The sequence below is a fragment of the Trichlorobacter thiogenes genome, assembly GCF_900167465.1.
Classification (GTDB): domain Bacteria; phylum Desulfobacterota; class Desulfuromonadia; order Geobacterales; family Pseudopelobacteraceae; genus Trichlorobacter; species Trichlorobacter thiogenes.
On the sequence record NZ_FUWR01000010.1, the window covers coordinates 105,273 to 127,986 of the forward strand.

Annotated in this window: 21 protein-coding genes; 3 read left to right on the forward strand and 18 right to left on the reverse strand. The window is 54.4% G+C overall.

Annotation, left to right across the window (positions count from 1 at the left end; genetic code table 11):
* The 6 genes from ribH to B5D39_RS10145 form a co-directional block, all read right to left on the reverse strand.
* Complete coding sequence (gene ribH / locus B5D39_RS10120; RefSeq protein WP_078790352.1) at positions 1-468, reverse strand: 6,7-dimethyl-8-ribityllumazine synthase; 468 nt, start codon at positions 466-468, stop codon at positions 1-3.
* Positions 469-568: 100 nt separating this feature from the next.
* Positions 569-952: a hypothetical protein gene (locus B5D39_RS10125; RefSeq protein ID WP_078790353.1), complete on the reverse strand. Its 384-nt coding sequence runs from the start codon at positions 950-952 to the stop codon at positions 569-571.
* 12 nt (positions 953-964) lie between these two features.
* A complete protein-coding gene (locus B5D39_RS10130; protein ID WP_078790354.1) occupies positions 965-2,527 on the reverse strand; it encodes a PilT/PilU family type 4a pilus ATPase in 1,563 nt (520 codons plus the stop codon).
* A gap of 221 nt (positions 2,528-2,748) precedes the next feature.
* Entirely contained in the window at positions 2,749-3,615 is an 867-nt protein-coding gene (gene nifH / locus B5D39_RS10135; RefSeq protein WP_078790355.1) for a nitrogenase iron protein, read from the reverse strand.
* 425 nt (positions 3,616-4,040) lie between these two features.
* Positions 4,041-4,697, reverse strand: a complete 657-nt coding sequence (locus B5D39_RS10140) for a zinc ribbon domain-containing protein (protein ID WP_078790356.1) — start codon at positions 4,695-4,697, stop codon at positions 4,041-4,043.
* Between the two features lie 111 nt (positions 4,698-4,808).
* Entirely contained in the window at positions 4,809-9,926 is a 5,118-nt protein-coding gene (locus B5D39_RS10145) for an MG2 domain-containing protein (RefSeq protein WP_078790357.1), read from the reverse strand.
* 162 nt (positions 9,927-10,088) lie between these two features.
* Here B5D39_RS10145 and B5D39_RS10150 point away from each other — a divergent pair, with 162 nt between their 5' ends.
* Both B5D39_RS10150 and B5D39_RS10155 read left to right on the forward strand, forming a co-directional pair.
* Positions 10,089-10,343, forward strand: a complete 255-nt coding sequence (locus B5D39_RS10150; protein WP_078790358.1) for a type II toxin-antitoxin system Phd/YefM family antitoxin — start codon at positions 10,089-10,091, stop codon at positions 10,341-10,343.
* Positions 10,340-10,591, forward strand: coding sequence for a Txe/YoeB family addiction module toxin (locus B5D39_RS10155; protein WP_078790359.1), 252 nt, complete (start codon positions 10,340-10,342; stop codon positions 10,589-10,591). Before B5D39_RS10150 ends, B5D39_RS10155 begins: the two co-directional genes overlap by 4 nt.
* 306 nt (positions 10,592-10,897) lie before the next feature.
* Here B5D39_RS10155 and B5D39_RS10160 read toward each other — a convergent pair whose 3' ends face one another.
* The 7 genes from B5D39_RS10160 to hemW all read right to left on the reverse strand — a co-directional run bounded on the left by B5D39_RS10160 (position 10,898) and on the right by hemW (position 16,288).
* Complete coding sequence (locus B5D39_RS10160; protein ID WP_078790360.1) at positions 10,898-11,596, reverse strand: restriction endonuclease; 699 nt, start codon at positions 11,594-11,596, stop codon at positions 10,898-10,900.
* Between the two features lie 98 nt (positions 11,597-11,694).
* Complete coding sequence (locus tag B5D39_RS10165; RefSeq protein WP_078790361.1) at positions 11,695-12,156, reverse strand: GIY-YIG nuclease family protein; 462 nt, start codon at positions 12,154-12,156, stop codon at positions 11,695-11,697.
* A gap of 424 nt (positions 12,157-12,580) precedes the next feature.
* Positions 12,581-13,132, reverse strand: coding sequence for a hypothetical protein (locus tag B5D39_RS10170; RefSeq protein ID WP_208610573.1), 552 nt, complete (start codon positions 13,130-13,132; stop codon positions 12,581-12,583).
* Entirely contained in the window at positions 13,129-13,710 is a 582-nt protein-coding gene (locus B5D39_RS10175) for a tetratricopeptide repeat protein (RefSeq protein ID WP_078790362.1), read from the reverse strand. The genes B5D39_RS10170 and B5D39_RS10175 overlap by 4 nt, the downstream gene beginning before the upstream one ends.
* 35 nt (positions 13,711-13,745) lie before the next feature.
* Positions 13,746-14,336, reverse strand: coding sequence for an AMMECR1 domain-containing protein (locus B5D39_RS10180; RefSeq protein ID WP_078790363.1), 591 nt, complete (start codon positions 14,334-14,336; stop codon positions 13,746-13,748).
* The gene (locus B5D39_RS10185; protein WP_078790364.1) at positions 14,333-15,091 is read right to left on the reverse strand and encodes a VanW family protein; all 759 of its coding nucleotides are present in this window, start codon (positions 15,089-15,091) and stop codon (positions 14,333-14,335) included. The genes B5D39_RS10180 and B5D39_RS10185 overlap by 4 nt, the downstream gene beginning before the upstream one ends.
* A 54-nt stretch (positions 15,092-15,145) precedes the next feature.
* A complete protein-coding gene (gene hemW / locus B5D39_RS10190; RefSeq protein WP_078790365.1) occupies positions 15,146-16,288 on the reverse strand; it encodes a radical SAM family heme chaperone HemW in 1,143 nt (380 codons plus the stop codon).
* 82 nt (positions 16,289-16,370) lie between these two features.
* Between hemW and B5D39_RS10195 the strand changes: the two genes are divergently transcribed.
* Positions 16,371-16,667 carry a c-type cytochrome gene (locus B5D39_RS10195; protein ID WP_078790366.1) on the forward strand — a complete coding sequence of 99 codons (297 nt, stop codon included), beginning with the start codon at positions 16,371-16,373 and terminating at the stop codon, positions 16,665-16,667.
* Between the two features lie 55 nt (positions 16,668-16,722).
* On the opposite strand, the gene B5D39_RS10200 is transcribed toward B5D39_RS10195, so the two are convergent.
* The 5 genes from B5D39_RS10200 to accD are packed head-to-tail and all read right to left on the reverse strand — an operon-like array spanning position 16,723 to position 22,703.
* On the reverse strand, positions 16,723-17,133 hold the full coding sequence (locus B5D39_RS10200) for a hypothetical protein (RefSeq protein WP_078790367.1): 411 nt from the start codon (positions 17,131-17,133) through the stop codon (positions 16,723-16,725).
* 2 nt (positions 17,134-17,135) lie between these two features.
* Entirely contained in the window at positions 17,136-18,455 is a 1,320-nt protein-coding gene (locus B5D39_RS10205; RefSeq protein WP_078790368.1) for a radical SAM family protein, read from the reverse strand.
* Entirely contained in the window at positions 18,452-20,539 is a 2,088-nt protein-coding gene (locus tag B5D39_RS10210; protein ID WP_078790369.1) for an LPS-assembly protein LptD, read from the reverse strand. The genes B5D39_RS10205 and B5D39_RS10210 overlap by 4 nt, the downstream gene beginning before the upstream one ends.
* Before the next feature lie 26 nt (positions 20,540-20,565).
* Entirely contained in the window at positions 20,566-21,852 is a 1,287-nt protein-coding gene (locus B5D39_RS10215) for a bifunctional folylpolyglutamate synthase/dihydrofolate synthase (RefSeq protein WP_078790370.1), read from the reverse strand.
* 2 nt (positions 21,853-21,854) lie between these two features.
* Complete coding sequence (gene accD / locus B5D39_RS10220) at positions 21,855-22,703, reverse strand: acetyl-CoA carboxylase, carboxyltransferase subunit beta (protein WP_078790371.1); 849 nt, start codon at positions 22,701-22,703, stop codon at positions 21,855-21,857.
* Between the last annotated feature and the right edge of the window lie 11 nt (positions 22,704-22,714).

The window sequence follows — 22,714 nt, forward strand, 5'->3', positions numbered from 1 at the left end:
CTATTTCAGCGCCTTGATCACGTTGACGGTCTCAATGGCAGTCACTGCGGCCTCAAAGCCCTTGTTGCCCGCCTTGGTGCCAGCCCGCTCCACTGCTTGCTCAATGGTGTCGACGGTCAGTACGCCAAAGGCAACCGGAATGCCGCTGTCCAGGGATACCGAGGCAACACCTTTTGATACCTCGGAAGAGACATACTCAAAGTGGGGTGTCGAACCGCGGATGACCGCACCCAGGCAGATCACGGCATCAAATTTCCGGGATTCAGCCATGGTCTTGGCAGCCAACGGGATCTCGAATGCGCCGGGAATACGGGCCACCGTGATATCAGCTTCGCTGGCACCGTGGCGTACCAGGGCATCAACGGCCCCCTCCAGCAGACGTTCGCAGATAAAGCTGTTGAAACGGCTGACCACGATACCGAAGGTAAGGCCTTTGGCGTCAAGATTGCCTTCAATGAATTTAGGCATGGGATACTCCTGTAATAAATAATGGTGTCGTCTGTTTGAAAGTTTTTCCTATAGCATGTTTTGTTGCAGTGGGGCTAGCTTTTCATGCAGGGGGAAGAGTTTAGAGAAGTGCCAGCAGGCGGGACTTTTTTGCTTCCTCGATCAGACTTTCTTCAATCGCTTCCCGCACCCAGGGTTGGCGGGAACGGATCAGCACCAGCGCTACCCCTTCCGCCACTGCCGGAATATCCGACCAGAGCGCATTGCGCAGGGTATGCAACTCATTGGGATCAGCAGTAGCACCGTCGGCCAACTGTCGGCAGCGGTCGCAGAGCAGGGCCAGGCCGGAAAGCTCCGGTTCCCGATCCGGGTCATGGTCCCAGGGGCGCAGTTCATCCTTGCTTTCACACCACTCGCAGCGAAAGCCGGCCCGCTTGGCCAGATCTTTGCCCAGCCGGCTGATCTCTGCCAGACGTTCCTGATTGGTGTTGTACCCTTTTGCCATGCAAACGTTCCTTTATTGGCTCATCATCTTGAGTGATGCTGGATTTTCACAATACTTCAGCGCCTCTTCCTGGCTCACCTGTTTTGTCTTTACCAGAGTTGCCAGTGAGATATCCAGCGGTACAAATTCGTCGATTGATTGCTGGAAGAAGGTGCGGATCTGGTGACACTTGTTTTCGCGGATCATGTTCTTGATCCGGTTGGAGGTGGCCAGTTTTTCATAGGCCAGCACCCGCTTTGATTTGTCCCGCGATGGCAGCAGGCGCTGTCCGATGCAGAGCAGCAGGCCTTCTGCCAGCTGCGAACGGATCTGGTCCTGTTTCTCACTGGGGCAGATCTCAATTATCCGTTCAATGGCATTGGTGGTGGTGTTGGCGTGCAGGGTACTGATTACCAGGTGTCCGGTGGATGCGGCCTGTACTGCAATCTCAAAGCTCTCTGCATCGCGCATTTCGCCGATCACAATCACGTCAGGGGCCTGTCGGAAGATATGTTTGAGCCCCTCCTTGAATGAACGGGTGTCGCGTCCCACCTCCCGCTGATTGATGTTACTCATTTTGTGTTTGTGCAGGAACTCAATCGGGTCCTCAATTGAGATGATATTACACTTGCGCTGCGAGTTGATGGCATCAAGAATGGCGGCAACAGTGGTGCTTTTGCCGTGTCCGGTTGGGCCGGCAATCAGAATCAGCCCCTCCGGCTGCAGGATGTATTGATTGAGGTCGGTGCCGAAGCCCAATGATTCCAATGATGGAATGGTGTCGTTGATGCTGCGTATAGCCAGTGAAATTGACGAACGCTGACGGTAAGCGTTGATCCTGAACCTGCCGACTTCCGGCTTGAGTAGCCCAAAATCCAGTTCTCCGGTTTGTTCAAATTCTTTTTTCTGCTCATCGGTCATAACTTGTAGGGCGAACAGCTCAACCGCCTCTGGTGTCAGGTGTGGCAATGGCAGACGGACTACCTCGTTGTTGATCTTGAGACAGGGAGGGAGGCCGGCTGAGATCAGCAGATCCGATGCCTTGCGCTGGTATAGTGTGCGCAGGAGCTGCTCAATGGTGTAGGACTCCTCTGTACAGTTTTTTGATCGTGCGTCAGACGCCACTTCAGAGCCGAGTAGCGGGCCCTGATGTTTGCCCCCTTTGCGGTTCAGATAGCCGATGATGGCGTTGATCTGGGCATGTGGTGCAGCAATCGGCTGGATCTTTTTGCCCAGTGAAAATTCAAGTTCATTAACCGCTTCAATGTTGTTGGGATCTGACATGGCAACAAAGATCAACTTGGGTGAAAACATGATCGGGATAGCCTTGAAACGTTTCATCTGTTCCAGGGAAACGGCATTGATCACGGTTGATTCAATGGAGACATTAAACAGGTCAATGGAAGGGGTGTGAAAGCATTCCTTCAGAAACATCAGCAGTTGCTCTGTTGTGATATAGCCCAGTTGCAACAAAACTGACCCCAGCTTGTCGTTAGACTGGCTCTGGCGTTTCAGGGCAATGGTCAACTGCTCCGGGGTGATGGTGTTTGACTGAATAAAGTAATCGCCAATTTTCGTTTCTTCAAGGTTTGCCATATGCTACGGTTTCTCCTGACGGTTTATTAACTGGTAGGAAAAATCAGCATAGCGCAGATTGAAGTTTTCTCAAGTGATCGGGGTGAATAAATTGCAATTTAGTGTTTTGTCTGCGCAGGGGTAATGTGCGTGCGAGAGTAGGGGAAGAGAAACTGCAAGGGGGCTAATGACAGATCGTCGGCCCCCTTGCTGTTATTGCTTGGCTTGTGAGTACAGGAGTATCAGGCCGCTGCCTCTACCACGCCGACCACACTTTCGTCTTCAGCCTCCATAATCCCGAATTCCATCAACAGTTCTTCCAGCTCCTCCATTTCCAGCGGGGTAGGAATCACCAGCATCTTGTTGTCGTTGATCTTCTGGGCCAGGGTTAAGTATTCCTGCGCCTGGGGATGCTCAGGGGAATATTCGATGACGGTCATTCTTCTCAGCTCGGCCCGCTGAACCTGATTGTCACGGGGCACAAAGTGGATCATCTGGGTGCCCAGCTTGCGTGCCAGAGCCGAGATCAGCTCGAACTCCTTGTCGGTCTTGCGGGCGTTGCAGATCAGGCCTGCCAGACGGACCTTGCCCGATGTTGCATATTTCAAAATGCCTTTGGAGATGTTGTTGGCGGCATACATGGCCATCATCTCTCCAGAGGTGACGATATAAATCTCTTCAGCTTTACCTTCACGGATCGGCATGGCAAACCCGCCGCAGACAACATCGCCCAGAACATCATAGAAGACAAAATCAAGATCTTCGGTGTAGGTGCCATTTTCTTCAAGGAAGTTGATTGCCGTAATAACGCCGCGGCCTGCACAACCAACACCCGGCTCAGGCCCACCGGACTCGACACACTTAATGCCAGCATAGCCCTCTTTTAACACAGCATCCAGTTCAAGATCTTCCACCGTACCCAGCTCTCGCACCAGATCCATAACCGTATTCTGGGCTTTGGCATGCAGGATCAGGCGGGTTGAATCCGCCTTTGGGTCGCAGCCGACGATCAGTACTTTTTTGCCCATTGATGCTAACCCGGCCACCGTATTTTGGGTGGTGGTTGATTTGCCGATGCCGCCTTTGCCGTAGATTGCTACCTGTCTCATAATAGTCTCCTTTGGTTCACCGCAGTGAACGAGAGCTGTTTGAGGTAGCAGAAGAAGCCGCTGCATGGTGTTGAATCATCACCATGGTCCCCTGGCTTGTGAGCTAAAGGCTCCCGTCTTTTCAAAAAGCTGCTGCTGAGCTGCACAGAGCCCGGCAAAAGAGTGTGTCGGTATTTCATTCTATGCCGGTTGCTACCTTACATAAACCATGCCGAGCATCAGTAATGGTGGAGAACGGTTAAGGCAGGGCATTGAGCGTTGGTAAGCGAGGGAAGGCAGGCAACTATATACCGTACTATATGCTTAAAATTATTGCAGATGACCGGGAATGCGGCAGAGTGTGAAGGGCTAAAACAAGATCACGATGCCGCAGGTTTGTACGGCATCGTGATCCTCTGTTCTCGTGTTGGTGGTTCAATCGGGTATCAGTCGTCCTTGCGGGCCTCATACTGGCTGATCACAATCAGCTGACCCCAGGGCAGGGTGATAATAGCAAAAAGACTGCCGATGATGCCGCCGACAAAAACAGCCAGCAACCAGTTAACCAGATCTTTCTGTACGGTACGGATGCTCCATTTCAAGGCATCCATCGGAGCCATGTTCTTGTCAATGACGGCATACATGCCGGGTGACAGGGCAAGCGCTGCTACCGGTATGGCCAGCATCAACACAAAGCCGAACAGCGCCCCCAGGAAACCGATCAGTTTTCCCAGGATAGTTGAGATGATAAACAGCACCACAAACGCGCCAAAGGGGATTAAGATGTACAACAGCAGGTTTACAAAGCAGTCCCAGGAGTTAAATATATCGCCCACTTCCGGTTTTTTTCCGGTCCTTTTAAAGGCGATAAGCGACCGGTTGTAACCGGCAATGAAGCCGACGTTGGCAATGGGTACCCAGGCCACCAGACAGAAAACCAGACTGGGCAGAATCAAGTCCCCAAGGTTGTCCTTCCACAGGTTAGTTGCATTGCTGAAGGCCGCCCCGAAATCTGTCGCTGGTTGATTCGCAACTGCGGTTCCACACTGGGGACACGTCGTGCTGCCGTTTGGAACCTGGGCCTTGCAGAACTGGCATTGCATGGTTACTACCTCCTGAAAAATATAAGTTGCTGGCGGCATTTCCGGCCACCAATGTATCGTTCTGTACAGCGTAACAGATGTTAGAGAAACCACAACCGACCGTTAGCTATTTTATCGCACCTCCACCTGCCAGGGGCTGCTTTCACCCCGCAGTTCCGGTCGGTACATGGGCCAGATGGCCGATGGCAGCGCCATGATCTTTCCTTTCAGCTCCGGGTAGACCACAAAACGGAACTCATGGCTGCCCGATGGCAGGTAGCCCACAAACCAAGCCATCAGCGTATCGCGGCGCTCCTTGTGATCGTACCAACCCTGGTAGTAGGCCTCATTGGCATAGCGTGGATCGCGGTCTGCCTGACGCACTTCAAAGCCGGCCGGCAGGTGGTCTTCCAGGATTAGGTACTCAAGTGTTGCACTGTTTTTAACGGTTAGCCTGACCTCCAGATCCTCGCCAACCGTAACCTGTTCACCCGGTTTTAGCGGTTCATATTCGTGCCGCCACTGCCCGTTTTTCTGTACTGATTTAATCCGGTAGATGCTGCGCTCAAGTTGCAGGCCATCGGCCTTGGCTACCTGCTCAACCGGCACCCGGTAGGTCAGACGCGCACTGAGATAGGCGCTGCCGTTGTTGTTTGATTTTTCAAGTTGCAGCCGGTTTTCTCCGGCTGCTGCCGGAACCGTCAGGGTGGCGCGACCTGCAGTCAGGCGGCCTTTATCAACGGTGTACTGCTCAAGTTCTTTACCGTTGTGCAGCAGACGGGCGGTGTAGCTTGCGTTCAGTTCACCACTTGCAGCGATAAAATCAGCCAGTCCGCGTACCCCAGCAGCCGATGAAACCGTGGTCTGCCACCAGCCGCCCCGTTGGTTGCGGGCCAGATAGCGGGCCAGCGCCGGTGAAGTCTGGTCTTCCGGCATGATCCGGCTTGTGGCTGACAGCAGTGCCGCAGTGGTCTCAAGGGACGAACTGCCCCAACGCCAGCCGGTTTCGTTTTCAGGCAGCCAGGCTGCCTCTGTATCCCGTTGTAGCAGTGTTTGCAGCCCCTTTAGGATCTGTGCTGCCTGTTGCCGTTCGCCCCGGTTGTCCAGTGCTTCGGCAACAGCGATCTTTGCCTCTGGCGGCAGGCTGGTCAGGCTATCAATCAGCCGTTTTTTCGCAGCAGGATTGGAACCGCCGTGGGCGGTTAATGCCCGGTAGAGCACGGCAGCCTGTTCAGGACGGGCCTTGTCAAGCTGGCTTTCAATCGCCTTGGTGCCCCGCTGGACAAGCTGCTCATCCAGCTTCAAACCGGCCCGTTTGGCGGTTGCCAGACCCTGCATGGCCAGGGCGGTCAGGTGCGGGTTGGTGCTGTCGTTCTTCCACCAGCCCCAGCCGCCATCGTCGTGCTGCAGATCAGCCAGACGCTGCAGCCCTTCAGCCACAATCTGTGGCAGCTTGGCCTGCAGAGAGGGGGAAACGTTGCGCCCCTGGGCGGTCAGTATCTGCTGGGCATAGACCGCAGGGACAAAGCGGGAAACCGTCTGCTCAACGCAGCCATAGGGGAAGGAAATCAGATACTCCAGCGCCGGGATCAGGCTGTCTGCCACGGTGGGAGAAAAGGTTGTGCTGATGCTGCCGCTGTCCGGCAGTGCTGAGCCGGGTTGCGTAATCATGGTCTGTGCCTGTCCACTGCGCAGCGCAATGCTACCGGCCTGTTCCCGTTGCAGGGAGCGGGACAGCACCGGGAAGGTCAACTCCAAGGCATCTTTACCGTCGCTTCCCGCTGCGGTCAGCCGCAATAGTGCCTGACCGGGCTGCTGCGCCGTAACTTCGATATTCCTACGCAAAGAACCACCAGCCGGAACCGTGCCGCTAAAACTGGTATCCCCCAGCAGAGTCAGACCGGTGGCCTCAAAACGACCTTTGACCTGTTGCTCTTTGCCGGTGGCATCGTTTAACAGCCCCGGAATCTCCAGCCGGTCTTCAGCCACCATAAAACGGGGTGGCGCCAGACGGGCCATGAACGGCAGACGGCTGATAAAGCTGGCCTGTCCGCTGCCAAACTGCTGCTCTGCCGTATGCCCCACTGCAGTGGCGCGCCACTTGGTCAGGTTATCCGGCAGTTGTGTCTCGGCAACCACCGTGCCGTTGCTGTCGCTGGCCAGCATCGGCAACCAGGCTGCGGTATCCTTAAATACCTTGCGGACCTTGATCCCTTTCAGATCATCATCACCGGCCAGTTTTGCCAGATCCTTTGATGCACCCCCCAGGTAGAGCCGGGGGAAGGAATGGATCGTACGGACCAGATGGTCACGCCGTCCACGGAAGAAGCGGTAGATCTCTTCACGGGTCTCCGGTGCCACGGCAAAGATCGCCTCATCCACCAGAGCCAGCGATATCTCAGCCGGAACCGGCTTGCCTTCAGACGTGCTGTTGATGACGATCTTTACGGTATCGCCAGGGGCATAGACCGGCTGCTGTGGCGTCACGGTCAGATTCAGTTTGCCTGGCTGATGATCAACCTTTAACAGCCCTTGCTGCTGGTAAAAGCGCCCATTGGAGATGGTGCTGGCTGAGACATGGATGTTGGGGGCCAGATCTTTGGTCACCGGGATCTCAACCACCTGCACCGCTGCGGTGATCGGGATAATCCGGCTCTGATGGATGCGCCGTCCTTCAAGGGTCAGCAGCAATGAACCACCCAGCGCCGGAGCCCGCAGGATCAGACGGGCCGTCTCACCCGGCTTGTAGCTTTTCTTGTCAAACTCAGCCTCCAGCTCGCGGTAGCTGCCGTCCCAACTGCTCCCTTTTTGCCAGACCCAGGCATAGGTTTCATCATAGCTGCGGCGCTTGCCTTCATCAAAGGTCTCGGCCCGCAGCCGCCAGTAGTCAGAGGAAGGGAAGCTGTAACTGATCCGGGTTGCCCCATCCTTGGCGGTGCGATCATGCAGGGTGGTGAGGGTCTTCCAGCTGTAGGTGCGGCTTTTCTTGTCATAGACCTGCTTTTCAACAATCAGCGCAACCGCTGTGTCGGGCTTGGCAACCCCCTGCCAATCAGCCACCCGCAGGATGAAGCCGGATGGTTTGCCCGGTTGCAGCAGATACTGCTCTCCCTTGATCCTGATATCCAACAGGGACGGCACCACGGTCAGGCTGGTTGAACCGGTTACCTGACGGGATGAGATATCGGTCACATCAGCCTCAATGGAGTATCTGACCGGCTGCTCATGGTTCTTGGCAGTTACCGTGATGGTGGCCTCACCGTTGGGATCAAGCTTTGCCTCACCTTCGCTGACAAACTCGTTATAGCCGTCATACTGTAATGATTCCTCGCCAAAGCCGCCTCCGGCCCGTTCTTCAGTGTACCAGGGTTGGGAATAGACCCGCCAGACGATCTTGCCTTCAGCCACCGGTGAGCCAAAATAGTAACGGGCTGAGAGTTTAACCGGAATCTGGCTGCCGGACAGTGGGAACTGCTGGTCGGTACGCAGCTTCACTTCAAACTCCGGCTTGCGGTACTCCAGCACCTTGAAGCTTCCTCGCCAATGACTTGAGCCATTGCTGGCCACAATGCTGTACTCACCCAGGGTAGGTGCGGCAGGAAGCGTAAACTGGCCATGGAACGAACCGGATGGTGCGCTTTTAACGGTCTCTTCAAAGACGGTCTTATCACCGGAATCAACAATCTTGATGCTGATGTTGTCAGTAGCAGGCAACTGGTAGTCATCACCGGCAGTGCTGCGCAGTATCCCCTTGTAGAATACGGCCTGGCCCGGCCGGTAAGCGGTCCGCTCGGTGTAGAGATACCCCTTGATGGCGTTGGATTTCTGTTCCCCTTCCTCCGCACCCAGTGACAGTACCGCCAGGCTGTTGCCCAGGCGTCCCACAACCCGTTGCCCCTGCTGTTTGATGCTCCAGGTCGTTGTGCCGTCTGCAGCACTGGTTGCAGATGCCTTGGCAGGGTCAGAGCCGTAGAAAGCCACCTTGCCAAGCGGCTTCCCGCTCTTCAGGTCCAACGCCTGCAGCAGGGTACGGTCAGGTGCGGTCTTGGCCACCAGCCCCAGATCGGTTGCCAGAAAGGCGACACTGCCTGTTGCACCGCTTCCCTGCAGCTGCACCAGATAGGCGCCAGAGGGGAGTGGCGGCAGCTTGAATCTGCCCCGGCTACGGTAGTCGTTCTTGTTGTCCGGCTTCAGGGTAATGCTGAATTTTTTATGCAGTTTCAGCAGGTGATCCGGGATCTCTTCCGGCTTGGCAAGGTTAACCGAGTTGTTGATGATCGCCTCCGGCTGAATCCGGTTGATGGTGACCTGGGCCTTGTCAACCCAGAGGCCATAGACCCTGATCGCTACTGCCTTGTTGGACAGGATCACATCACCGTACAGCTCAACATCAAGTGAGGGAGGTTTTGGAGTTGCCACCAGGCTAAGCTGCAGTTGTTTCCCTTCCTGCAGGGTCAGTTGCTGCTCGGTACGCTCCATCCGGCTGTCAGAAACCGCAACCGTGTAGTCGCCAGGGGGCAGCATCCCGATCTTCAGCTTGCCATTGCTGTCCAGCTTGCCGCTGCGCCAGACACTGCCGCCGTTCAGCGATACAGAGACACCGGCAGCAGAGCCCATATGCTGGTGGTCGGAAAGGTTGGCGCTGATCTCCACCGTGCCTGCCCGGCGCACGGTCAGATCACCCAACTGCTTGTCTTCTCCAACAGCTGGCTGGGGATAGTAAGATTTTTCCAGCACCCAGTCCGGCTGCTCCAGAATCAGGTCATGGCCACGGGCATCAAGGCAATCAAAACGGAACCTGCCGGTGGCATCGGTGGTGGCGCTGAACAGCCGGTCAACCAGCATCCTGAACCCGCCCAGCGGCTTGCCGGTAGCATCAACCAACCGCCCGGAAAGGGAGGCCGCCTTGTTCAGCCAAGTCTTGATATCAGCCTTTTCCTGGCCATCCAGATAGAGGTAGTTGCGGGTGGTTCCCATGCCAGCGGCCCTGGTCAGATAAGAGTAGTTTCCCTTAGGCAGGCTGATCGTACCGCTGCCGTTGCCATCAACGGTCAGGGTAGCGGTAACCTTGCCCGGGGTCTTGTTCTCCCGGAATTCAACCGTTGCCCCTGCCAGCGGCTTGTTGGTCTCGGCCGCCATCACCGTGACCTGCACCGGTATCGGGCCGGTTGCGACAGGAGCGGCAGACAGCGGGGCGCAGGTCAGTAATGAGAGGATCAGGAGGGACAACAGGGTGAGTAGGCGGTGCATAACAGACTCCTATGGGTGGCTGTGGCGTTTGTTTTATTCACGTGGTTAAATGAATACCTGCAGGTTTCAGGGCAGGTACCCCACTCCAATTTCCATTCTTGATTTTTGAACTTCATTGTACTAAGTTATGTACATACTTAATGCACGTAGGAGATGATAGCGATGAATGCACTAACCTATACTTACACACGACAGCACTTTGCAGATGTTATGCGATCAGTCAATGATGACCATAATCCTGTGGTAGTAACAAGCCAGCGTGGCAAGCCGGTTGTCATCCTCTCTCTTGAAGATTATCAAGCCTTTGAAGAAACCGCATACTTGCTTCGGAATCCGCACGGAGCCAAACGGTTGCTCGATTCGGTCGAGGAACTACGTGCGGGAGGCGGTCAAGTTAGAGAGCTGATGGAATCATGATCAAGTTCTCAACGGTAGCATGGGAAGACTACCTCTACTGGCAGACGACCGACAAGGCAATGCTCAAGCGCATAAATATTCTTATTCGGGACATTCAGCGCGAACCGTTTGCCGGTATTGGTAAACCTGAACCGCTCAAGCACCAGCTTACCGGTTTCTGGTCTCGAAGAATTGATAGCTGCCACCGTTTGGTATATGCCGTTGAAGGTGATACTCTCCTGATTGCACAGTGTCGCGATCATTATTGAAATGTATCAAAATTCATTGCCGTTTCCTGTCATTTTTGAAGAGCCGATTGGCAATGCCGAAATATCCAATGAACACCAAAATCAACGCAATTACGAATAGCCCAGTTTGTTCTGAATCTCAAAGATAAGACCAATTACAGCGACTCCTATGAACCCAAAGAGTAAAGCCACTTCCAGCCTTATTGGATTCCCTTTGGGTTATTGTCGCCCCGCTAAAGCAAACCTTGTATTCGTCTTTTTCTGACTTCTTGATTTTTCCTTCCAACGTCTTAAAGGCTCAGCGGCTTGCCCGTCTGCCGCCGCTGGTTAGGCCTGATTTCCCGCCTCGTAAGCAACCAGCTTTTGTTCCAACTCGCTTACCAAAGGTTCCACTGCGTCAACAACTTCATTAGGAGAATTGAAAACTGTCTGAAAACTTGGGATTAGAAGGGCCATGATGGCTTCAGTGTTAAAGGGATAAACTCCTCGAAACGCTCGCGACAATAAATCTCTGCATAGATCAATCATATGATTTCCTGAATAGCCAATTGCACCAACATCAGGGCGAAGTCCATACTCAATTCTCATCTTTTTAGGAATGTTCCAGTAACGATCATTACAATCTTCAATCCGATCAAAAAGTTCTCTTAAACGCATCGAGAAAATATCATTTCTAGCTGAAGTGCTAATTTCAGCAAGTGAGGTCACCTGAACGTTTGTAAGATGAGCTGCTTCAATTGCACCGCTTTGAAATCCGGCTTCTGACAAAATTATTCCACGATCAGCTCCTACGTCTGAAACAATCTCGCGTAGAGCAAGAACATGAAGTTTCGATACGCGTGTCTTCCAATACTTACACTCGACAAGCCATGTAATTTCAAAGCCTACATGTTGAGATTTGACAAGCACATCAATGTCGTGGTTAGTTCTCACGCCTTTGACAGTAATGTCAGTATTGGCGTCCAGACCAAGTGACCGGAATAATGAAGCCGCCTCTTCTTGATATTCTTTCCATGGAATAGACATATGGGCTCTCTGTTTGCTTTAAATAATCCAAAGCTAGTCTTCTATATGATGCAAAACGCGTTAAAGCTAACTGGCATTTTTCTAGGCATGTTCGACATTTAGGCATTTTCTCTGTTCCAATCGGCATCTTTATGCCTATGAATAAGTTCTTCTTCAATGTAGTTTCGAAGAGATTCTGGCTGAATTTCGATCCAGGATATTTTCACTTGCCCCCCTAACAGAACGTGCTCCGTCACATCTTGCAGCTTGGCGCCAGTTCGCTCATTTTTTTTAATAAGATGATTCCTTATCCTTTGTCGGGCGAGTTTTCTTGTTGTTTTGCCGATGTATCGCAGGGAAAAGTGGCTAGAATTGCTGGGGGCTGTAAAGATTGCGTACACGTTTGCACATCCGGAAACTGCACCCAGAAGTTCTTTGTTTGCAGTGTCTAGCGCATCTGCATCCCAAGGGGAAATGCAATTTTGCGGATAGGAAACAACGCATCTATTTTCTTCCTGCAACAGCTCTGCTTCTACGTCGTCCAAGAACCGCTCAAGTGTGTTAATTTCTCTATATTTCATGTGGTTTTCTCATGTCTTCGTGCCTCATCGTTAATCTACGTTTTCTCTATATAAGAAACTTGTTTCCTATAATATAGGATGCTTGTTTCTAATATAAGAAGCCAGCTAGGTCTCCTATATAAGATGCTTACTATCTCTTGATAATATTGGGTAAATTAGGGACGCTCCCCGTATTTAAAAAAATACAACCTTCCAAAGTCATGCTGCCGATCTTCTTGCCGGTTGTTTCAACCATTAATCCTGAAAACCACTGTTTGCCGCAAAAGAACGCAAAGAAATAAAGGAAAATCAGACAGATAAAAACGAAAACCCAAACACCCTACCGGTCTGTCTTAAACCCGCTTTAAATATGCAGTATTCTTTGCGATCCTAGCGTTCTTTTGCGGCCAATTGCTTGATGTCTGAAGTTCGATAGATCACTTTGTTAGCGGCCTGCGGCTGTACTGGCCTGGCTGTTCCCGTTGTTATGTTTTGTCTCCAGAACCACAATAGCGTGGAGCACGGCATCCCGGTTGCGTGCCAACTGCATCCATTTAGGCAAGCGGCTTGTTAAAAGCGAGTTTAACGGATCTTTGGTTTCCCGAGGCGGCGTATGCCTGTCTTTAGCAGCAACAAAGTCACGCAGGTACTGAAGATGCCGTTGATTAAAGGCCCAGAGCGTATGCCCGCAGCAGGAGGTCTGGAGCCAGAGCGGAAGGTGAAAATAGGGGTCTGCTGCATCACCCAGGGCATACTGCCCCTCTGGCCAGGTACCGGACTGCTTTGAAAAGAGTACACCCTTTTGGGCGGATGTCCACTGACGCACTGAACCGCAGTTGAGGCAGGTAAGCCGTGGCGGTAGCCCATCCGTTGATGGTTTTACAACCGCCTTGTGACCACAGCGGGGGCAGACAACCAGAAATTCATCGGTAAAATCATGGATGGTTCGCAGCTCCTGCGGAGTACTCGGTTCTGTTGGTATGCTCTTATTTATCATTTTGTTTGTGGCGTTACCTTGGCCAACTTGTAGGCTGCTGCTACCTGTTCGGGTGTCATCTCCCGCTCAAGCACGACATGATTTTGTTTGGCATCGGCAAGCCCACCGGTTTCTGCCTTGATAATCCAGGCCAGTGCCTGCACCAGATCCTTTGCCACGTTTTTACCTTCAAAATACGCCAGGCCCAGCGTGTTCTGGGCCTCAGGCAGCCCTTTGTCAGCTGCCATGCGCAGCCATTTGTCAGCCAGAGCAGGATTCTGATCAACCCCCATACCCAGAGAGTATGCGATGCTCAGCAGGTACTGGCCCCTGGCATCGCCACCTTCGGCTGCTTTTTTATACCAGGCAGCTGCTTCGTCAAAGTCGAGGGATACTTCCTCACCACGGGAGTACATCTCCCCCAGATAGGTCTGTGCTTCGGTATTACCTTTTGCTGCCAAGGCTTGAAAGACCACCAGAGCGCCCTTAAAGTCACCGGCTTTATAGGCTTTAATCCCAGCGGCTAGGTCTGCAGCACCGGCGGAAAAGACCAGAGCAAACACCAACAGCATGGTGAAAAAAGTGGCTTTTTTGTACATGGGAATACCCTCCGTAGTGTGTCTGTCTACTGATCCTAGTGCCCATCCCTGATATACGCGGCCTTAAACCGATACAACCTGACCCCGCTGCTGCGCTCGTTCAGCCCCAACCGCTGCAGGGCAGAGCGCCAAGCGTAGTGGGCGGTGCGGGCCTCACCCGGAACTATGGCCACGCCACGGCCATCCGGCCCTTCCACCAGCAGGCCTTCATGCTGCGGATCAACCAGACGCCAATCGCTGATCGGTTGCGGCTGATCGGGAAAGGTGATCTGGATACTGGCGGTACGGGCCAGTTCTGGCGTCAGCCGGGTTGCGCGAAGATCATTCTTCAGGGCCAGCCGGATGTTGTCGCTGATCTCATCAAGCAGGGTGGTGTGGCGCGGGGTAAAACTGCCAAAACAGGCCACCACCTGCCGCTTGACAAAGAAGGTGACAAAGCAGGCCCGCTGGTTCCCAGCGGTGATTGTCGGTGGGCTGGGCGCTAAACTCTTTTCCAGGCGGCTGACCATGACTGCTCTGGCGTATGCAAGCAGGGCGGTCTGGTCTGGCTGGCTGAAGGTTGCGCCGGAAGCAGGCAGTACCTGCAAACAGCAGAACAGGAAGATCAACAGCAACCTGCTTTTCATGGTCTGGCCCCTGTTAAAACCCGGCTGGGCGCCGGATAGATGTCCTGGGAGATCAGCTCATCCCTGGTCTGTCCGTTTTCCTTGATAATCCGCCTGGTCTCGGTGGAAAAGCCGCTGGCCCCCTGTTGTTGCGTTGCATGGGCAGTGCCGGTGATCACAACCGTATCCGGCACCAGCCTGGTTCGGCTGACGTTCAGCTCTGCCGTGAACGGCTTTTCAACCGGGCTGTACAATGAGGTGGTCAGGCGGTTTTGATTCAGGACAATCCGCAACTGTAGCGGGTAGGGGTGGGGGTTTTTCAGCTTCAGGTCTTTGCGCCAGGAGGCGATGGTGGCATCCCGGCCCGGTGGCACATGGCCCACAGTGCGGGAATGGGGGTGTCGCTCAACCACCTCCATACCAGCCAGAAGCCCGGCATTGTAGATGGTGGAGGCCAACTGGCAGATGCCGCCACCGGGGATATCCTCCAGCAGCCCGGTTGCGGTGATGATCGGTGCAGCGCGATAGCCTTTGCCGGTGTCCCGTGCGCCGACCCGTTCGTTAAAGCTGAAGGTCTCCCCCGGTGCAATAATCACGTGATCCAGGTCACGGGCTGCGGTGGCGGTGTTGTGACGTTGCTGGTCTGAGCGAAGCTGTAGTGAGGTGCTGAAGCCGCCCCAGATATGGCTGAAGGCGTCATCAGCGGCCAGGGCAGGCTGGCCGATGGAAAAATACAGTAGGAACAGGAAGATGACCGTGACGCTCTTCATGGTCATTAGTTACGGTATCTGGTGGAGTGATTGGAGATCATAAAGATCTTATAACATAGTTTAGATAAAACGCACGAAGACCTGATTGGAAAGTAACATTCCCCGCTTGGTCAGGCTGAGGCGATCAGGGCTGCAGGTCAGTAATCCTGCCTGCTGCAGCTGGCGGATTGCCTCTGCGAAACGAAGCTCCAGCCGTTCTCCAAATTCTTCTGCAAAATCGTCAAGGCTGATGCCGTCTGCCATCCGCAGTCCCAGAAAGATATGTTCAGAAAGGGCATCATCACGGGTCAGTGTCTGTGGTTCTACGGCAGCAAGCCTGTTGTTCTGGATTGATGTGGACCAGAGATCAAATGCACTTTGATTGCCCCAGCGGATTCCCCATCCCTGGCGCAGGAATGAGTGGGCACCGGGGCCGATCCCCAGGTAGCCGTCCCGCTGCCAGTAACCGCAGTTGTGCTGGGAACGGCAACCGGGCCGGGCAAAGTTGGCGATCTCGTAATGCTCATAGCCTGCGGCAGTTAGTATACTATCAGCCTCTTCAAGCATGTTGGCTGACAGATCATGATCCGGCAGCATGCTTGAACCAATCGGGTAGCGACCGGCAAAGGGGGTTTCCTCTTCAATGGTCAGGCCGTAGACCGAGAGGTGGTCCGGCTGCAGTGCCACTGCTTCGCCCAGATCCTGCTGCCAAGCAGCCATGGTCTGCTCGGGCAGGCCACAGATCAGGTCAAGCCCGATGCTGGTGAAACCGGCCTGTTGTGCCAGCTGGAAGGCGCTGCGGGTGTCGGCTGCAGTATGGCGTCTGCCCAGGGTCTGCAGCATCTGGTCGTTGAAGGATTGCGCCCCCAGTGAAAGCCGGGTGACACCGGACTGGTAATAGCCGGTCAGTGAGTCACGGTTGACCGTGCCAGGATTGGCCTCCAGGGTGATCTCAATGCTACTGGTGTGGCTAAACAGCTCTTGTGAACGGGAGATCAGACGGCTGATCTGTTCAGGATCAAGCAGGGAAGGTGTGCCGCCCCCAAAGTACAGGGAACGGAGTGGCTGGTTGACTGGATAGGTTTTGGCAGCAATCTCCATTTCCCGCAGCAGCAGGTCGCAGGTCTGCTCCAGCTTTTCCGGTTCAAGCGGCTGTGAGTTAAAGGCACAATAACCGCATTTGCTTAAACACCAGGGAATGTGCAGGTAAAGGCGCGAAAACATAGCTGGTTATCTATTAACCGGTTGCAACCGGCTGATTGAAGGGCTAGGATGCTGAAAATTATTACATGTGGGGATGGTTGTCATGAGATCAGGTCTGCTGCTGTTGGTGTTCATACTGTTGTCCGGTGTTGCTTGGGCAGATACGCCCGGAGAGAAGCTGTTTCATCGTAAGTGTACCATGTGCCATGTTGTCAAGGGACGCGGCGGGGCGATTGGGCCAGAGTTGACCAAGGTGGCAGCGCGGATGACAGATGCCCAGCTGCAGGCCAAGATTGCTTATCCTAAGAAGTCCCACCCTGGCACATCAATGCCTTCCTTTGCCACCCTTGAGGCTGGCGAGATGCAGGCGCTGATCAGCTATCTGAAAACCCTCAAGTAGATTCAGGGAAAACAGTCTCACGCGGCGTACGCGTGAGGCATCACGATCGTAACGATTACTCCCGTTCGCAGCCGATCTCTGCCACCTCTATCTGTCTGGCGCTACTGGACAGCTTGAGCGTCAATTTTTCTGCCAGTTCACGTTTTGCACGCCCCTGCACCAGTTTTTCCTCACCATGGAACAGTACCCGCCCATTAAAGCGGATCGCTTGGCTTTCATTCCCCGCAGCAACATAACTGTAGCGCACATCACAGTAGTACCGAACCGGGCCATTTAGGTTGTCTGCGCCACGCAGCCGTATGGTGCCATTCAGGATACATTCGTTTGGCTCTACCCCGTCTTTACCGCAGGTAAGCGACGGCATTGCAACCTGGATGCTGACCGGCTCTGCTGCCAGTAGAGGCGATGTGGATAGAATAAACAGGGCTCCTGCTGTCACTGCATATCGTGTGATCAATCTGGTCATGATTACCCCCTGATCGGCCAGCCGGTTTCAAAGCCGGCTGGGAAAAAGTTTTCTTTGGTGCGGTTGTAATAGCCAAACTGCAGGCGCGGGAATTCCTGCTTTAACTCAACCAGCAGTCGGTACATGCCGATTCCCCGTCCGGTGACCTGCATGGCCTTGTTGTAGAGGTCTGGATCAATGGAGAGGTTACGCAGTTGTAGCATATCCACGCCGGTATCAGCCACGAACCGCTTCAGTGCTTCCACCTCCTCCGGCGCATCGGTAACACCGGGGGAGATCAGGTAGTTGATCATGGTGAAGCGTCCGGCCTGTTTGGATAGTTTGAGCGAACGGATGACGTTGCTGAAACTGTACCCTTTGGGGCGGTAGTAGGCGTTGTAGCGTTCTTCCAGAACCGAATTGAGTGAGAAACGGAAGGAGTCCATCCCGGCGTCGATCAGTTCCTGTACCTGTTCAGGCATGGAGCCGTTGGAGTTGAAGTTGACCGTACCCCGGCTGGTGGCGGCCTTCAGACGACGGGTGGCCTCAGCAATGGTAGGGGCCTGCATGATCGGGTCACCTTCGCAGCCCTGGCCGTAGGAGACAATCGCCTGCTCCGCCTGTTGCAGGTGGGGCAGGGCCAGCTCAACGATCTCTTCCGGTGTTGGTACAAAGCTGATCCGGTCATGGTTGGAGGGACAGCATTCCGATGCCTGCAGCGAGATACAGCCCAGGCAGGCGGAGTTACAGACCGGTGAGGTGGGCAGCGGCGCTTCCCAACGTTTAAAGAACAGATTTTTGGCCGCAAAGCAGTGATAATCAATGGCGCAGCGGGCCAACTGCTCCAGCAGCCGGTTGTTGGGATTCTCGGTTAGGCGCTGACGTACCAGCGGATCCAGCAGTCGATCATCGTAGTTATCCGGGTTCCAGTTCTGGTTACTGTCCACTTTGGTGGCGGCCACCACAAAACAGTCCTGCGCTTCATCCCATCCAACAGCGGTGTAAGACCAGAGCGGCAACACCACCTGCTTCTGCGCGTAATCGCAGGCAGGCAACAGGGTGCGGGCATAACCAGGTGCCATGAAGGCTGAGACCGCCTGCAGTTTACCCCTGATGCCCGGTGCCTTTTCCACGGTGGTAAATCGCTTCGCACGGCTATCCCAGGCAATCGGCGGAGTGGCGGGAATGGTGAAGAGACGGCTGCCTTCCGGTAACGGGATCAGTTCAATTGATTCCGGCAGGACCGCTTCAGGGCCGCTCATACCGGCCATGGTCAAATAAGGGTGATCGTAGATCTGTCCCTGGGCGTCGGCATAGACCAGTTTAGGTAACTGGCGTCTCATGGCGCTGGAGCCCTGTAGCCGGTTGTACCACCGGTGCCGATGCCAAACAGGCCGGCCAGGTTAAAGTTGATGGTCCAAGTGCGGTTGTTGGGGCGATCTTGATAGCCGACAATGACACTCCAGCACTGGTGTCGGTATTCAACGGTGTAGTTGGATTCGAGGATGTCCCCTTTGTCAAAGGAGTAACGGGTGGTATAGCCCAGATAAAACGGATTGGTCAGGGCAATAGTTGCTCCGGCCTCAAGGTAGTCAAGCTGGCGATCCACCATCCGGTAACTGATCCGGGCGGTGTTACCGCGCTGGTCGTTCAGCTCGGCACCGCTGGCAGTGCTGGAGATACGGTGATCGTAGTGGCTGTAGCGCAGATCAGCAAGCAGCCGGAGGTATCGATGCATCCAGGTTTCGCTTTCAAGAACCAGATCGCTCCAACGCCGGGAATCATCCAGCAGGGTCAACAGGTTGGGGCGGGTGCCACTCAGGTTGTAGGCCTGCAACAGACGCAGGGTCTGCAGATTGCGGTATTCAGCAGTTCCCTGGCCCTGTTTTGCTATCCGGCCTCCCAGGTGGCTGGCAAGGGAGAGGGTAACGGTCTCCTGGGCATTGACGCGATCAAGCTGGTCAAAGACCGGCACGTTACTCTGATCCTTTTCACCCACATAGAGGTAGGAAAGGGTCGGCACCAGTTCATGGCGCAACCGCTGTAGGTCCAGGAACGATGTATCATAGATCCGGCTGAAGGAGCTGCTGAGCTCTGCCCCGGCCTTTGGTATGGCCACCAGCTGGTCATCTTTGATGCCGGGATCCGGCTTGTTAGTGTTGTAGCCCCGCAGCTGCAGACTGCCAAACAGGGACAGGTTCAGCCGTCCACTAAACAGGCTGTTGACAGAGGTTAGGCGTGGTTCCATCACCGCCCGTTGTCCATCCGTCCCTTTTTCCCGGTAATAGTTGGTGGCCAGCAGGTCCAGATCAAAATAAAGGTTGGGGATGTAGGGGACCTTTTCGCGAACCCCGTACAGCGACAGTTCCGGTGCCCGTTGCAGAGTGGTGGTGTTGCTACCGGAGTAGAAATCCTGGGTGTAGATGGTCTGGGCGCTGGTCAGCCAGTGATCCCAGAACTTGGTCAGTACGATTCGTGAATCATAGTACTGGCGGTTATACTCACCGCTTTTTTCGCCATAGTCGGTCAGGAAGGTGCGGTCGCTGGTCAGGTTCAGGCTGGTGATCAGGTTAAAACTGTCGGAGAACTGTTCTTTGTGGAACTGGACCAGTTGCCCCCGTTCCTTCTTTTCGTTGTTATCATAAATAAGGTAACCGCCGATGGAGCCGTCACTGTTACGGTTGCGCAGGTAGCGGTAGTCTACCCCCAGGCCGATTCCCCGCTTAGTCTGGACATCCAGATCAATCAGGGCTTCCTGGGAGGGGGAGATGGCCCAGTAATAAGGGATATCAATGAACTCTCCCCGTTTTGTTGATCTGCCGAATTTGGGGAACAGGAAGCCTGACTGCCGTTCACTCTTAACCGGCAGGATGATGTAGGGGAAGTAAAAGACCGGGATGTCTTTGACATAGAAGATGACGTTTTTGCCGGTGGCAAACTCCTCCAGCTTGAGATCCAGTTCCGTTGCCCCGAATTTCCAGCTGGGTACAGCTGCATCGCAGGTGGTCAGGCCGCCGTTACGCAGGGCGTACTCTTCTTCACCTGTTTTGCCGATCTGCTTGCCGTTAGCCCGAAAGTTGCCCTGGGTCATGAAGATCTGGCCATTCTCCATTTCCGCCCGGCCGGTTTCCGTGTCCATGGTCAGGTGATCGCCCCAGAGGATATCACCGGCCTTGACCAGATAGACGTTACCTTTGGCAACCAGGGTCTGATTGGTACGGTTAAAGGTTGCCTCATCAGCGGTCATGGTCATATCCTGCCAGATCATTTCAACCTTGCCGTTGGCCTTGATCAGGTCAGTGGCAGCATCATGGGTCATGACATCGGCGCGGATGGTCATACCGGGTGCGCCGGTGGTCTGTTCGGCAGCCTGTAGCAGAGTAGGCAGCAGCAAAAGCAGGATGAGAATGCAGGTACGTAGTTTCAAAATAGCGCCTTGAATTGGAGTTTAAATTATCCCCGCACCGCTTCGCAGGGTATGCCTGCCAACAGTGCCTTTAGTTCGCCAACCAGAAAGAGTGATCCAGCAGCAATAATTAAATCTCCCGGTTTGGCTGCTGCCTGTGCAGCTTTCAATCCAGCAGCTACCGAGTCAGCAGCTGTAGCCATAACCCCCGCTGTCCTGCAGCTGCCAGCAAGAGATTCAGCAGGAATGGCTCGCTCCTGCGAAGGGCTGACCGTAATAACCTGCTGAACCTGTTGCAACAGCGGCTGGAGCACCCCCTGCAGGTCTTTGTCTTCCATCATCCCCAGCAGCAGGATCTTTTTGCGCGTACCGTATGCGGATAGTGCATCGGCCAATGCTTGTGCACCGGCTGGATTGTGTGCTCCATCCAGTAGCAGATCACTCCCGTCAGGTAGCCTGATCAGCTCCATCCGGCCAGGCCAGCGCGTTGATGCCAGACCTTGGCGCAAGGCCAGAGTTGAAACCGGAAATCCGAGGGAGGCCAGCTGCTCAGCTGCAGCCAGGGCAAGGCTTGCGTTGCCGGTCTGATAGCTACCGTTGAGACTTAGAAACAGTCCGCTTACGGTTTCGGCAGGCCCCTGATAGGTTAGGCTGCCATCCGTGACGTTGCGTGTCGCTTTGAAGTCGCGCTCTGCCAGAAACAAGCGGTTACCGTTTTTCTGACAATAGTCTTCGAGTACGTTGAGTACTGCCGGTGCCTGCGCAGCAGAGATGATCGGGGTACCCGGCACTGCGATCCCCACTTTTTCGGCTGCAATGGTCTGAAGATCAGTGCCCAGCCATTGACAATGGTCAAGGGCAATCGGGGTAATGATCGTGGCCATGCCCGGTACTGCAGCGGTGGCGTCACTCCGCCCTCCCATACCTGCTTCCAGTACGGCTATCTGGACTCGGTTTTGTGCAAACCAGTGGCAGGCCAGGGCAGTGGTCAGTTCAAAAAAGGTCTCATCCGGGGTGGCTTGTGCAAGCAGCTCCTGAATAAGTAGTTCCAGCTGTTCCGGTGAACTGTCAACCCCGTTAACCCGGAATCGTTCAGTGTAGCTGACAAGGTGGGGAGAGGTAAACAGGCCGGTGGTGAAACCGGCCTGTTCAAGGATGGACGCCAGGAAAGCGGCGGTAGAACCTTTGCCATTGGTGCCGACAATATGTACAGCGGCAAAGGATCGCTCTGGATGTCCGTGTCTCTCCAGTAGAGCCGTGATCCGCTCAAGTCCGGGCTTGATGTTGAAACGTCGCCGGCCAAAAAGCTGTGCAAGGTGCTGTGAAACGGGCACGCCTACTGTCTGGTGAGCATTGCCAGAACCTGGCCCAGTGTGTCACGCATCTCCAGCCGCGAGACGATCATGTCCACCATGCCGTGATCCAGCAGGTATTCGGAACGCTGGAATCCGGCTGGCAGTTTCTGGCGGATGGTCTGCTCAATCACCCGAGGTCCGGCAAAGCCGATCAGGGCTTTGGGCTCAGCAATATTCAGGTCTCCCAGCATGGCAAAGCTGGCAGTAACACCGCCGGTGGTGGGGTCGGTCAGGATCGAGATGAACGGCAGACCGGCTGCCTTCAGCTTAGCCAGGGCAGCGGAGGTCTTGGCCATCTGCATCAGTGACAGGATAGACTCCTGCATCCGTGCACCACCAGAGGCAGAGATGACGATTACCGGCTGCTTTTTCTCAAGGCCGCGCTCGATGGAACGGGTGATCTTTTCACCCACCACACTGCCCATACTGCCGCCCATAAAGGCAAAGTCAAAGATAGCGATCTGGGTTGCAATCTCCTTGATGGAACCTTCAACGCATATGACGGCATCGCGGGAGCCGCCCTTGGCAACCGTGGTATTGATCCGTTCCTGATAACTCTTGGTGTCTTTGAAATCCAGAAAGTCAACCGAGGTCAATTCTGCATCAAACTCCTGCCAGGTGCCGTTGTCCAGTATCGACTGCAGCCGTTTGCGCGGGGCGATCCGGTAATGGTGACCGCACTTGGGGCAGACCTGCAGGTTCTCTTCAATCTCTTGGGTCAGCAGAGATTCACTGCAGCCCGGGCATTTGGTCCAAAGACCTTCCGGGACTTTGACATGTTTTGTATTACTTTTTTCAATTCCTGTTTTGTCGCGTTTGAACCAGCTCATAATATAATCCT